The sequence below is a fragment of the Ruegeria sp. CF3 genome (assembly GCF_056537365.1).
This window is the reverse complement of sequence record NZ_JBQFRK010000003.1, coordinates 121,023-134,019: the sequence shown is the minus strand read 5'-3', so window position 1 is coordinate 134,019 and position 12,997 is coordinate 121,023. Positions and strand designations below refer to the sequence as shown.

Here is a 12,997-nt window from a genome sequence, read left to right as displayed (position 1 = left end):
GTTAAATATGATAAAATTTTCAAATAGAGGCGCTGGAGCGCTCAGTTGTCATGCACACTTGAGTTACTCTATGTGACATCCAAACTCAGTCGACCGCTTCAAGCATAGTTTCGAGCGTTCACGGATGTATTCGGCAATAGAAAGTTTGCACTAGAAGTACGCTACAGTGAGTTTCTTGATTCTTACAAAACGCGCACGATTGCTGGTTTTCTATAGGCCCGCAGTACTCTCCCCGCTTTTGCAAGACACAAAGCACCGAGTATTGAACACCCGAATTTCTTGTCAGGTAACAACATCACCCGCAGCATGGACCATTTGCGTAAACTCACAAGTGACTTGCGTCAGCTCGTTGCAGCTACTTCAAAACGAACTGACGCAGTCGGTCAAGCTATCCAAATTGGCACCTGCTACGCGCGACAAAATCCTTTATTCGGGCGAGACGTTTAGATTTGATGCAGTCTCCAATAATTCGTCAATTGGCTCTCTCGCTTCTCGGCTTTGCTTTGATAGCCAATCGCTCCAAAACTTAGAACGCATTTCCTTGTTTCCGAATGCAACATCGTTCGTAACGTTGGGTGCGCAGCCGTGGCTTTCAAATATCTTCGCTATAGCACTCCAAAGAGCGTATTCGCCAACGTGCCCATGCGCAAACCACCTCAACTCCTGAACGGAGCTTCCCAAGTCGTAGTGCATCTCCACTCTTTGGTTCACTCTTTTTGCAAAATCTGCTGAGGTTATACCTCGGCATTGTATATTCCGCTCTATGTCGGTGTTGAGAAAAAACTTCTCTTCACTGAGATCAATAAATTGAGGTCCAATAATCCCATTGAAGCGTCCAATTACTTGCATCCGACGCACTTCTTCCGAAAGCGCTACACTGAGGCACACTGCAGAAAAGAACAACTCATCCACTTTGTTTTCAATGTCTTCTGTAACATTCTCGGCGAACGCAAATCGCAAATACTCTCTTACGCATGCAGATACAAAACTGTAGTTTTCGATTGAGTGGCCCGAAGTTATGAAGCGCGTAGGTGAACTCGTGGGGGTGCTCCAAGTGGTGAATTTCTGCTCGATCTCACACCAAAGCCCTTCCCACTCCCGATCAACCAGACAAATTAGCCTATCGTTCGCTGGCACATTCTCTTCATATTCACTGTGTATCTTCTCAACTTTTACCTTTGCACCCAACCCTGACAGCGCATCGTCTGAAACAATGTCGCAAACATCGATTACAAACTTCCCGCGCGCACCTATGTCCTTTTGAGTGGAGATTCTTTCGACTACGCCCTTGTCAGATTTGCCTTCTACCAGAATAGTTTTATTACTGCGGCGGCGAACGGCATTGATGTATCCGTTCAAAGAATAGCCATTTCTAGACAAAATCAGTCCTCGTCAAAATATGGATCTTCAATGTCGATTTCCGAAAGCACTTCGCTTTCGTGAGCGGAAGGTTCAAAGTCTTGCGTGACCTCCATGTGATCCGCCCCAACTTCTGGCGAGTGAGTACACACAATAATCTGCCGATCTGGCTCTTGCCCTTGAATCTGCGAAAGAATTTTTCTTTGCCAATCAATATGCAGTGACAGCTCAGGCTCGTCGACGAGGAATGCACCGCCACGGAACCGTGTACGGCTCGCCGAATAGAGCATTGTCAGGATTTGTCTTTCTCCGGATGATAAAGCTGTCAAATCGTAAGAGTGGCCATTGCCCGAAACAATTGACACGACACGACGCCTGTAGGGAGGGCGAGAACCAGTTGACGCGAATTTTATTTTTTTGTCATCCAGAAATAGGTTCGCGGATTTTTGAAAGTCCACTAATCTCTGAAATTTTTGGCGCCTTTGTTCGTTGCGTGAGGCCAGTGCTTCTCTGTAGATTTCAAACAAAGAATTAAAGTCAGTACCACTTTCTGTCTGGTCAATCTTCTGTGCGACACTAAGGATGTGATCGTACGCTCTAGGCCCCATTTGTTCTTCGCCAAATGTTTCGGGTACTTCTAGAAGCGAAATGATCTCTTGTAGAATTTCCTCGCGACTTAATGTGGCTGCTACAGGCTCAACGCCCGTTATTGTTCGGAAAATCCGTAAAAATGTATCTTCAAATAGCGTTTGCTCCCGCTTCGTTACTTGTATCTCAGCGGTTCGCCATTCCTCGCCGAGTCCCATTTCCACATCAGCAATAGAGGGATATCGTATTATCGGAGTAAATTTCCCAAACCAACGACGACAACGCACCGTTTTGTCAGCGATACTGGCAGCTTCTTCACGATTGATAGCGCGGGATGACATATTAGGATCGGCGGTTCTTCTTAGAAGAATCTCCTCTGATCTCATTAGTTCCTCGAAGTCACTGTCTTCCCGGTGTTCGCTGCGCCAATATGGAGCACTTCTCGTTGACCTCTCTAACACTGATCTGAATGCTGGAAGGTACGTGGCCTGACCACCCAGTGCAGAGCGCAACGCATCCAATTCCTCGGTGTTCGGGAGCCCATCAAACTCTTCTGTGCTACTGAGTTTCGAGCCGTTAAAGTAAATTTCGGGCACATCGCTTTCACGATGAGGTTCGAGCACAATTGTATCTCCACCAAAGTTTGTTACGGCGATCCTTTGATAGGAAAGCCACGAGAAACGCTTTAGGTCCAACTCGCAAAGGTTCGCCAAAATGTGCAGGAGTGTGGTCTTTCCACGGCCATTTTTTCCGTAGATGACGTTTAAGTTTTCATTAAAGTTAATTTTGAAGTCGAGCTGGCGATGAAGGCCTTTTACCTCAACTTCTGCAATTTTAGTACTTGGGTTCATGTTTTAGTCCAACAAGGCTCGTTTGCTGTAAGTCGTTATGGATCATAGGGTTGTGCTCCGCAATACCATACACCCATGGCGCGAGCAGAAAGGCGAGCGGATCACGGCGACTTGGTAAATTCACTCATGGATCGATGCGCAAAGCGCCGTTCCCACCCAGTTCAAATATCGAATTCGAGTATTTTCAAAGTCAAAGCCCCAATCCCACCAAGGTTCCGCGACATCGGCAGAAAAACCGGCCAAAATGCAAACTGAGAAATCAACGAACAGCTCGACCGCGAATCAATTTTTTACTGTGGTAATTTCCCACAGTACTTGATGCTTGAAGAAGAGCGCTGATGTTGAAGGAAATAGAATATTTACACCTACAACGCAAATGTTAGCAAAAACGCACACTGGTCAATTGATCCCCTGTAAGATACTGAACTTAAAGTGATATTTTGCAACTAAAACTAGCACAGTGTCATGTATTCTTACATTTTGGTACCGTGTATCGTAGGTTCGAATCCTACCACCCCAGCCATGATTTTCCCGTAAATCACATACCGAGAAGTTGCACGCCGATTAAAGCGTGTTTTCAGCGGCTTAAGATCCAGCAACTTCAACTGAGATCCGAGCGTGTGCGCAACAGTAGTCGATTTCCGACCACAGTCCCAGGTCGCGATTCCGACGGTACGAGTTTGGTGTGTTTCGGAGAGGCGGCAGATCAGAGGGCAGAGAAGCGCTTGTGTTGATCTGACCAGATCGCCGGGAAACCCGACCTGATCAGGTAGTCCATTGTCAGGCCATCAATTTGTTCGCCTGAATCGATGGCATCCAGAGCATCAGGCACCAGCATGGCCAGATCGACCACATCCTGCACCCGGCGTTTGGAGGTGCCTTCTTGTTGAACGATTTCTGAGAAAGTTCTGCCATCAATGATCATCGCCAACCACCGGCGCGCCTTAACGACGTTGCGGATAAGTGTTTGATCGATTTCAGGAGGCTGATCGCCTAAGTGCAATTTCAGTTCCAAGCCTCTGCGGCGCATCCGGAATGGCGCTTCGATCGCTAGTTCCCCGGCATCGACCTGGTCGACCCTGCAACCAATCATCTGGGCCCGCGCCTGGATATCCAGTTGCACCCTCAGAGAGCCCTGTCGCAGCTCCGCCCGCGCAATCATGCCAAGGCAGTTCCTGGCAGACTGGCAATCTCTGAGAAACTCTGTTGCCGAAGCACTTTCGGCTGCCGACATATTCCGTACCATTGAAGTCACAGCGTTCGGTCGGTTCAGGTGTTGTCTGACCACTTCGACCAGAAGGTTTTCGAGCTGCTCTGCCGACAGCCGCCAGGCATCCGGATGCTTCTGAATTCGATCGGTCAACAGACTTCTAGAGATGTGGTAACGCAAACGCTTGCCGTTTTTGCGGCTATGGCTAGGTGTCAGCCGATCTCCGGTCTCATCAAAGAGCTTCCCGGCCAGCACTGATCGCTTGGCCTTCTGCTTTAATCCACGCTCCCTTGCCGCGCCATCTATCAACCACTGCTGCACCAGCTGCTATACCGCCGGGTCAGTGATAGCGGGGTGCTGCCCACCATAAACCTGACCCTTGTGTCGTATGCGGCCAGCATAGATAGGGTTGCTGAGATGATGATGGATACGAAGAAAGTCCCGCCCGTCGCGCGCCCACCCGGGCGTTCCGGGCGCCGGCACCGGAGCTCCAGTGCCTCCGCCCGCTCTTTGAAATAAAAAATGGTCTGATGCTCCAGATAGAGATCGTGGAGCGCCCTATTTGTTGCCTATTCCTCTTCGTCGACTCTAAGCGTCAGGCTGTCCGCCTGATATCCAAACGGAACATTCCCGCCCATCCGTAGGCCCTTGTGTTTAGAGGCCGCTATTTTGTCCCTGATAAGTTCACAGGTAATTTCACGTTCAACTGAGCGAAACCGAGCAACACGTTGAGTGTAAGGCGCCCCATGCTGTGGACATAATAAAGGACTGGGTAACGGACACAAACGATACGTCGGCTGCGTCGAGATGGTCGATCAGCTTTGCCAAGTGAGTCAGCGATCGTGTCAACCGGTCGACCTTGCAAACAACAATCTGATCTACGTGATTATCATCTACAGCCTGCATCAACCGCTGCAGAGCAGGGCGGTCAAGATGACCGCCCGAGATACCGCCATCATCATAATGATCCGGCAACAATTCCCAGCCCTCGTGTTTCTGGCTCGCAATGTATGCTTCGCAGGCTTCCCGCTGGGTATCCAGCGAATTGAAATCCTGCACTAGCCTCTCCTCCGAACTTTTTCGAGTGTAGATGGCGCAGCGGATACGTCGCATTACTGATCCCCGAAGAAGCGCGGGCCTGACCAGTGCGGTCCGGTGGTGTGCTTTGCGATGGCCGACAGGGAGCGCCACGTTTTGCCGTCCAAGAAGAATCCGCCCGCGATTACTTCAATCTGATAGGTGCGTCCGTTCCACTCCCGCACCAGATGTGATCCTGGTTTCAGACTAGGTGGCAGCGCTTTTCCCAACGCGATTTGTTACAGTCGGAGTTCTGTCTTTACAGACAACCCGCCTAGTTCTTGTATCTGTGTTCCCAAATCAACACCGGCTTCATGAACTGCGGGGACAGTTACTTCGGCGGCGGCCGACCGAACATTTTCTGCCACTGATCAAGGCAGCTAGAGCGGTCCAGATTTTCGATGTCAGCGAGTACGTGCGTAAGGTCGCAAAATTTGAAGCTTGCATCCGTAATACTGACGCCTCCTTCACAATCCGATAGACAGTACTTTTTTCAGACCCTGATCGCTCAACGGTATGTCCCGCCTTGCGCATCATCGAAATCGCTGCGAGCGCAGAATGCGGCTGCCAGCCAAAGACGTTTTGAATCTGCACAATCGTTGCACCGGCCTTAAGGGACAGCAGTATCTGTAGACTTTGTTGACGCGTCGGCTGCTCCGGGCTTTTTGGCAGGTGGTGATTTTATTTCCAGGTTGGATGCATTTGACATTTTATTCTCCACTCTATGGGCACAGGCTAAGTACGCGCCCTGAACAGAGCGGAGCCCGGGCACCTCGGGCGAGTCTTGACCGTCGTTAGTACCGCTTGCGAACAGCCTAAAGTCCAGTTGTTAACATTAAAATGGGCGGGAAGCTGACATTCTCTGCGGTTGCAAACCTATCCGGTAGCGGAGGCGAAATCCGACTTTCGCGGTCGACGCCTACGGCTAGATTCGAAAATACAAAAAAGCCCCTGTGATTTCGTAGGCGTAGATGGCTTGGACGTGCGTGACGAAACTAAACAGACGCTCCCATGTTAAGGCAGTCAGTTTGAAGAGGCTGTTAAGAACCAACATTTGACCAAACAATACGGCAATTCGTTGGTTTAGAACCTTATGGAAGCCGTGAGTTCTCCGACAACACTGGATCCACCACCAAAGGTTGATTGAAACTCGCCGCTGAAGCCTATCGATCGGTTTCCATCTGCAGAGGTATGTTCAAGCGTAAAGCCAAGAAACCCTGCAGCTGCATCTTCTGTTGAAGCTACGAAAGAAAAGGGTGTCGCTGCTACGATTGCGTCCACATCGTCGGATCCTGCATCAAAAGTTGCATCTACTCCAACGGCCCAGTTCAGGTAGGTACTCGATCCATTTGCGGCCTCGTAGAGGCGGGGCAAGTTCAATTGAGCCCGCGTGTTGAACAGCGAAACGTTCCGATCTTCGACAGTCAGCGGATACGCGGTTCCTGTTTCGGAATATTCATCAAGTTTCAGAAAGACATAGCTTGCGCGTGCACTGAAGAAGGCAGGAATTGGCAAGGCGTTGATGGGTGCCGAGATCGAGAGCGATGGCGAAACGAACGTGCCGTCAAAATCGCCTTTCGCTTCGCCGCCATCAACGTTTCGGGTCGCTTCATTGTCGGTTACGCCAGCAAGAAGCGCTGCGTTGAGGCTGTATCGTCCGTAGTCCCTTTCGAGGTAGACGCCCCCAAAATATGACGTGATATCGGTATCTCCTGCGTCTTGATCCAGCGAGACATGGCTGTCGTCATATCCGACAAGAACACCAAAATCGCTGTTATCGATGAATTCATTCGTCTCGGCACCAACTACGAAACCGTACATACGATGGCTGAATCCAAGATTTGAACCGTCTTCTTCAACATCGCGATCTCCTCCGAAGGCTGAACCCCAGACATATGGGCCGTTATCCTGTTCAACATACCCGAAAGGACCCAGGTTTCTGCTAACCTGGCCACCAGACGAGCCGGACGCATAGGGGCTGGCGGTGTCAATCGTATTGAACACCGCGTCGGTGAGATCGCTGATAAAGGTACCTTGGGCCGCGAATCCCGTCGTATCCACCGAAACCGCAGTGAGGCCATTGTTGGCCACAACGCCGGCCCCTTCAAAATTGACGACTTCGGGGGCGGATGCGAGGTCATTATCGTCACCCGATGCATCAGCAAAATTTACAACCGAATTCATCCCGCGCGCAAAGTTCAACGTGTCAATGTCATTCGGGTTCGTGCCCCCCATGCCATCGTTGCCATTGCCGAAATCGACCGATCCGTTCAGAATCGAGCCGGGCTCGAGATTCAACGTGTCGTTCCCATCGCCGCCATATACGATGGAAAAGCCTTCTCGACCGGTGATGCGGGCGGAGTTTGTGATTATTGCAGCGGCGTTGTTGTCGCGATCTTCGATCTCGATACCGTATTCGAACGCATCAATATTTCCGGTGTTCACAATGGTGATTGAACCGGCTCCGTCCACGTCCACTTCGATCCCGTTATTGTCCAGCGAACGCAACGCCCCGCTGTTGGTCACACGGGCATCGCCGTCACCGTTTAGTTCGATATCGATCGCGTCGGAATCGGCGGTGAGCTGGGCAGAGTTCACAATGCTGACATCGCCGCTTCCCTCGACATCCACTTCGATCGCATCGTCTTCGCGAGAGGTTATCCGCCCCGAGTTTCTAATGAAGACATCGCCATCTCCGAAGATTTCGGCGTCAATTCCCTCGTCGTTTCTGGCGGTTATGGATGCAGCGTTTGTAATGCTTATGTTGCCGTTCTCGGTCACGTGGGCGAAGATTCCGTCAACTTCGGCATCGATGGTACCGGATGCCGAAATAGTAACATCGCCGTTTCCGTCTATTTCAGCGTTAATGCCATCAATATTTTCCGCCGCAATTTCACCCGACGCTTCAACCGAGATGTTTCCGTCGCCAGCAACAAAGCTGCGGATCCCGTGTTCGCTTGCTTCGATATCACCGTTCATCGTGATCGAGATGTCGCCGTCACCATCAACTTCGGCTTCGATACCGTCATCCGAACCGGCGCGGATATCACCTGTGACCTGAATGTTGATATCACCGGAGTCCTCGGCATCAGCGTCAATGCCGATCGCATCGCCAGTGATATTGCCCACCACAGTGACGTCAATCACACCTCCGGGGCTGCCGGTTTCCACATCAATTGCATCGCTATCGAGGGATTGGACGTCGCCCGTCACATTGACGGTCACATTCCCGTCCTCCGCGTCAGCAAAGATCGCATGTTCTTCTTCAGCAGAAATGTTGCCGTTAGAATTGACCGTTACGTTGCCTGTTCCATTTGCTACGCCGTAAATCCCGTATTCTCTGCCAGTAATATCCCCGATGCTGTCGACGACGACATCACCAGCGCCATTCACCGTGGCGTTGATACCGTCGCCCGCTGCTGCGCCGCTGACATCGCCCCGGTTCGAAATTGTAATGTCGCCATCATTGGTCAGAAGCGCGCGGATGCCGTTCCTTGCGGACGAAATATTGCCCGACGAAGTGACGTTGATATCTCCGTCTCCACCCCTTTGGCGGGCAAAGATGCCATCAGCGTTGTTGCCAGCTGTTGTGATATTTCCGGTCGAGCGGATCGTGATATCGCCATCACCGTCGTCTTGCCGTGCAAAGATCCCGCGGGCGTTATTTCCAGAAGTCGAGAGGTTGCCCTCGGATTCAACTGTGATATCCCCATCGCCGCCATTTTGACGCGCCAAGACGGCGTTCGCGTTGTTTCCTTCTGTTGTGATGTTTCCGGTTGATTGGATCGCGACATCGCCATCGTCATCGCTTTGCTGTCCAAGTATACCGCCAGAGTTGTTTCCAGCCGTTGAGATATTGCCATTCGACACCACCGAGACATCCCCTTCGCCGCCACTCTGAAGAGCGGTGATGCCTGTTGATCGATTTCGAATTGTGCTGATATCGCCCGCTGAGTTGACCGATACCGTGCCGTCTCCACCGTCCTGATTGGCGTAGATTCCGTCTGAACGGCTGCCCGATGTGCTTATACGACCCGCTGAAGCCACTGACACATCGCCATCACCACCTTGTTGCGTAGCGCCGATACCGGCGCTTCTGCTGCGTCCAGATGTCGTGATATTGCCGGTCGAGTTAACCGAAATGGCACCGTCACCCTCAAGATCGGATCGAATGCCAAAGGATCGACGTCCGTCGGTTGCAATTTCGCCCGTCGATGTGATCGAAACATCCCCGTCGCCGTCCGCATCCACAACAATCCCATCCGCGCCGTTCCCCGTCGTGACAATGCCGTCAGTTCCATTCGTCTGGATGTTAAGGGTTACGTTACCTGTTGGTGTGCTGAAAGCCACTCCGTCTGTTCCACCGCCCGGTGCAATTCCCGGAGCAGTCACGTTATTGATATTGAGCGTTTCGATTGCTGGCCCGTTTGCCTGAACACCCGTTGAAACATCTCCCGTACAGGTGGCGAGGTCACCCGCAACACTGCACGGACCGTTTGATGGAGGAACAACCGTTTGCGCGATCGAAGGAGTTGCCACTCCAATCGATGCACCCAAACCTATCGCACCGGCAGCAACTGGAGCAGCGAAAGCGCGATATGCAGCGGATTTTCCTTGATGGTATTTGCTCGTCTGCGCTTTGGAAAGTGCCGCTGTACGACGGCGCGCTTTGCGGTTCAAACCGCTTACTCGTAACATCTTGTTCACCCCTTAAGAGTGGTCTGGAAACCACCGCAACTTTTTTGCGCGAAAACCTCCGCGTATTTGTTAGCAGCAAAAAAAAGATGGCTTTTTGATGTTCCGATTAACGATATATTAACGAATTTCTGACTGGTCTTTTGTATGATGCAATTTGATCACATGCATGCTCTGAAAAAACCGGCCAGCGGCAGCTCCCTACTTGGATCCGGTGGAATGATAGAATTATTCAAATAACCTCCATCTGTCTGCATGAATGCCAAACGGGTTTAGAACTCGTGCCCACTCAAATTTCTGCTGAGCGCTCTTAGCGCAGAACTTCGGATATACGTCGAATGTCTGCAACGGGCCGTCAGCGTGGTTAGATCTTTGGCGAGATAGGGGCTTGCTGCGGCTTTCCTGGGCGTCGCAAAATGCGGTGGCGAACCGAGAATTAAGGGAGAAGAGACCATCGAAATCTCAATTTCCATTCATCAACGGCATGTACCACTTTAGCTTCTCGCGACGGCGGATTTGAGGCAGAGCAACTACTATCGGAACCCCGGTGGCCACAGGCCAGCTAAAGAACTAATAACTCTGATCGTTCCAAACCACTTTCGTGGGTAAGATGTCCGGTTATCTTGGGCGGATGAGCCGGACGTCAAACTTGAAACGCGTCTTACCGAGCTTGCAATCGAATTGGTTGTATTGGCCGAGACCATTCACCGGGAACATGCCGAGCGCCAGCATGAGTGGTTAATTGAACGCAAACAAGACCATGAGCGAAGAACGAAAGAAGCCGAGTCGGCAAGGCTTGAAGCGCTCCGTGTTAGGAACAAAAAATTTGAGAAAGCGAAACGCAGCATGCTGCTTGGCCATGCCCGCGACCTCGAAGATGCGAGGATATTGCGCCAATTGGCCCAAGACTTGCTGAAGTTAAGGGGCCACGAAACTAATGATCACACAACTGCTTGGGTGGAATTCGTTAGCGAAGAGGCCAATCGGATTGATCCAATTTCGAACGCTAGATACCTTGAAATCATGGTACTAAAGCCTGAGGATTTCACTGAAGACAGCGACTGAATATGCCTTCTGAGAACCGGGACTAGGGCCGTAAAATAGCTCTCGGAGCATATGGTACAGGCGGAAGCCCCACGCCACAGAAGCGAGAGTACGCGCGTCTTTTAGTCAAAGTTCTGTATCGCCTGAGACGGCAACTCCGCATAGGATGCGTCATAGAAATAGGTCAGCCAAATCGACCACCCATCGAAGAGTATATCGGAAATCCCACGCGAATGAGACCCGACGCTCAGAGGATCTACGGACCCATCAGTTTCAACGCGCAAGAGCCTCGCATTCGGGTACTTCTCGTGACCCCGGTAACCCCCGACAACAACTGTGCCGTTCACGACTTCAACGGATTCCAAGTTACCAAAGCCGGTTGAAACAGCTACAGCAGTATCTCCGTTGCCTGAATGCGGAACCCAATACAAAGCGCTGTCCCAGGCGTCGTCGCTGCCCCAGGACACAGCGTAAATACCTGTCTCTACGATTGCAAAGCGGGCGAGACCACTGATGCGCAAATCGCCGAGGTGAGGTTGAAATTGTCCGGTTTGGGCTGCGACCGATAGGAATGCGCCGCGCCCAAAATCACTCACAAGAAGGGTGTCGTCGTCGAGGGCTTCGATATCGTAGAGAAAAACACCATCGTCATCGAGAGCCTGACGCCAGTTTACCGTGCCATCCGAAGCGGTAGAAATGACCTCATTGCCATCCACAATGACAATCTGGTTGCCGGAACGCACCATTCCTGTTGGGTTACGAAGACCTTGCCCATCCGAGAGTTTGATTTCTTCGGTCGCGCCATCAGGAGTGAGCTTGTAGAGCCCGCCGTTAGTGGCGTCTGAGCTGAACTCTTCATCTGGCCCACCCGGTCCAATCGATACGGTATAGACATCATTTCCCATCGGCAAAACGGCTTCGGTAAAGGGCGGCAGCTCCTGTTCGGCGACAACAGGTAAGGACGTGGTGCAAGTGAACAATAGCGAAAGAACTCTCATCTCAAATATTTCTCCGGTGTATCTGTGCCTTGATGTTGCCGCCCGTTTTTCCGGCAATGATTGTTCCGGGGCGGCGTCAATGAACCGAGCGGTTTGCATCAAAGGGTTCGATTGGAGGCAAGAAAGTGCGGAGCCAGAGCATTGACGGCGGCATCAATGATCAACGGGTCTTCGTAAAACTGAAGCTGGTTGGCGTCGTCGATCCAATACAGCGTCTTCTTTTCTGACGCGATTTCTTCAAAAATGCGGCGGGGAATGACCTGACCGCTTGCCGCTCTGTCGCCATGGATCATCAATACAGGCAGGCTCAGTTGAGGGGCTGTTTCGTCGATCCGCCAGCCCCAAATGCCAGCTTCGCTCATCGCGGTGATGCGGTTTTCCCAACCCCCTTTGAAAGTCAGCCAAGGGGCCCTGTTATCCCATGGTAGGTACCAGTCTGCGATGGCTGTTGCGGTCAGAAGGGCATCCTCAGAGCCGACGATTGGGATGTAGCTTGCTTCCCCCGTTTTTTCGAATTCGGTGGCTGCTTTGGCCGCGCGATCCATGCGTGCTTCAACCTCGGCATCACTGCCAAGGTACATTCTGGCGGTTTCCTCAGTTAGATAGTGGCCCGCGACAACCCCGAGAGAGGCCACGCGACCGTCTGTCACCGCTGTTTCAATCGCCCAGTTGACACCCTGACAGATCCCGAGAAGATGAAGCCGGTTTGCGTCGATGCCTTCTTGGTTTGCGAGAAAACCGAGGGCGGCTTGGCAGTCTTCAACCTTGGCTTCACCAGACTCGTAGCGTCGGGGTGTGCCCGAGCTTTCTCCGTGATAGCGTGGATCGAATATCAGAACGGCCAGCCCGCGCGATGCCAAGCGGGTTGCATATTGCACCGGTGACTGTTCCTTGACGAATGCAACAGGGCCGATGATCACAACTGCCGGGTGAAGTCCTTCCGAAGCAGGTCTCAACAACTTTCCAACAAGGGTTTCCCCAGAGCTGTCAAAGGACACCGTTTCAACATCATAAGAGCCAAATGCCGATTGCTCTAGGTCACCGGATGCCTCCGCTGTACTAGCGCGGGCGGCGAAAGCTCCGCTCAAGGATGTTGCAATCGCGATTGAGTTGAACATGCGTCGTGTAATCACTGCTGCTGCCCTTTCGTATACAGTTTGATGGTCTCGACAACC

Annotated in this window: 10 protein-coding genes; 1 reads left to right on the top strand and 9 read right to left on the bottom strand. The window is 51.7% G+C overall.

The window, feature by feature from the left end:
- Nucleotides 1-426 precede the first annotated feature (426 nt).
- The 7 genes from ACR0KC_RS12305 to ACR0KC_RS12275 all read right to left on the bottom strand — a co-directional run bounded on the left by ACR0KC_RS12305 (nucleotide 427) and on the right by ACR0KC_RS12275 (nucleotide 9,783).
- Nucleotides 427-1,359: a hypothetical protein gene (locus tag ACR0KC_RS12305; RefSeq protein ID WP_480771919.1), complete on the bottom strand. Its 933-nt coding sequence runs from the start codon at nucleotides 1,357-1,359 to the stop codon at nucleotides 427-429.
- A 23-nt stretch (nucleotides 1,360-1,382) separates the two neighbouring features.
- Complete coding sequence (locus ACR0KC_RS12300; protein WP_480771918.1) at nucleotides 1,383-2,798, bottom strand: AAA family ATPase; 1,416 nt, start codon at nucleotides 2,796-2,798, stop codon at nucleotides 1,383-1,385.
- Nucleotides 2,799-3,504: 706 nt separating this feature from the next.
- The gene (locus ACR0KC_RS12295) at nucleotides 3,505-4,329 is read right to left on the bottom strand and encodes a hypothetical protein (RefSeq protein WP_480791110.1); all 825 of its coding nucleotides are present in this window, start codon (nucleotides 4,327-4,329) and stop codon (nucleotides 3,505-3,507) included.
- Between the two features lie 381 nt (nucleotides 4,330-4,710).
- Nucleotides 4,711-5,067 (bottom strand): recombinase family protein, encoded by a 357-nt coding sequence (locus tag ACR0KC_RS12290; protein ID WP_480771916.1) that lies wholly within the window; start codon nucleotides 5,065-5,067, stop codon nucleotides 4,711-4,713.
- 53 nt (nucleotides 5,068-5,120) lie between these two features.
- Entirely contained in the window at nucleotides 5,121-5,270 is a 150-nt protein-coding gene (locus tag ACR0KC_RS12285; protein ID WP_480706909.1) for a DUF2924 domain-containing protein, read from the bottom strand.
- A 127-nt stretch (nucleotides 5,271-5,397) separates the two neighbouring features.
- Nucleotides 5,398-5,757, bottom strand: a complete 360-nt coding sequence (locus ACR0KC_RS12280; RefSeq protein WP_480771982.1) for a DUF3489 domain-containing protein — start codon at nucleotides 5,755-5,757, stop codon at nucleotides 5,398-5,400.
- Nucleotides 5,758-6,168: 411 nt separating this feature from the next.
- Nucleotides 6,169-9,783: an autotransporter domain-containing protein gene (locus tag ACR0KC_RS12275; RefSeq protein ID WP_480771915.1), complete on the bottom strand. Its 3,615-nt coding sequence runs from the start codon at nucleotides 9,781-9,783 to the stop codon at nucleotides 6,169-6,171.
- Nucleotides 9,784-10,470: 687 nt separating this feature from the next.
- On the opposite strand from ACR0KC_RS12275, the gene ACR0KC_RS12270 reads away from it, so the two are divergent.
- A complete protein-coding gene (locus tag ACR0KC_RS12270) occupies nucleotides 10,471-10,845 on the top strand; it encodes a hypothetical protein (protein ID WP_480771914.1) in 375 nt (124 codons plus the stop codon).
- 101 nt (nucleotides 10,846-10,946) lie between these two features.
- Here the strand turns inward: ACR0KC_RS12270 and ACR0KC_RS12265 are convergent, their stop codons facing one another.
- On the bottom strand, nucleotides 10,947-11,822 hold the full coding sequence (locus tag ACR0KC_RS12265; RefSeq protein WP_480771913.1) for a hypothetical protein: 876 nt from the start codon (nucleotides 11,820-11,822) through the stop codon (nucleotides 10,947-10,949).
- 98 nt (nucleotides 11,823-11,920) lie between these two features.
- Entirely contained in the window at nucleotides 11,921-12,955 is a 1,035-nt protein-coding gene (locus ACR0KC_RS12260; protein ID WP_480771912.1) for an alpha/beta hydrolase, read from the bottom strand.
- Nucleotides 12,956-12,997: the final 42 nt, after the last annotated feature.

Excerpts from the sequence above, each read along its gene's own strand:
- ACR0KC_RS12265 (WP_480771913.1), bottom strand. The coding sequence starts at position 11,822 with ATGAGAGTTCTTTCGCTATTGTTCACTTGCACCACGTCCTTACCTGTT.
- ACR0KC_RS12300 (WP_480771918.1), bottom strand. The coding sequence starts at position 2,798 with ATGAACCCAAGTACTAAAATTGCAGAAGTTGAGGTAAAAGGCCTTCAT.
- ACR0KC_RS12275 (WP_480771915.1), bottom strand. The coding sequence starts at position 9,783 with ATGTTACGAGTAAGCGGTTTGAACCGCAAAGCGCGCCGTCGTACAGCG.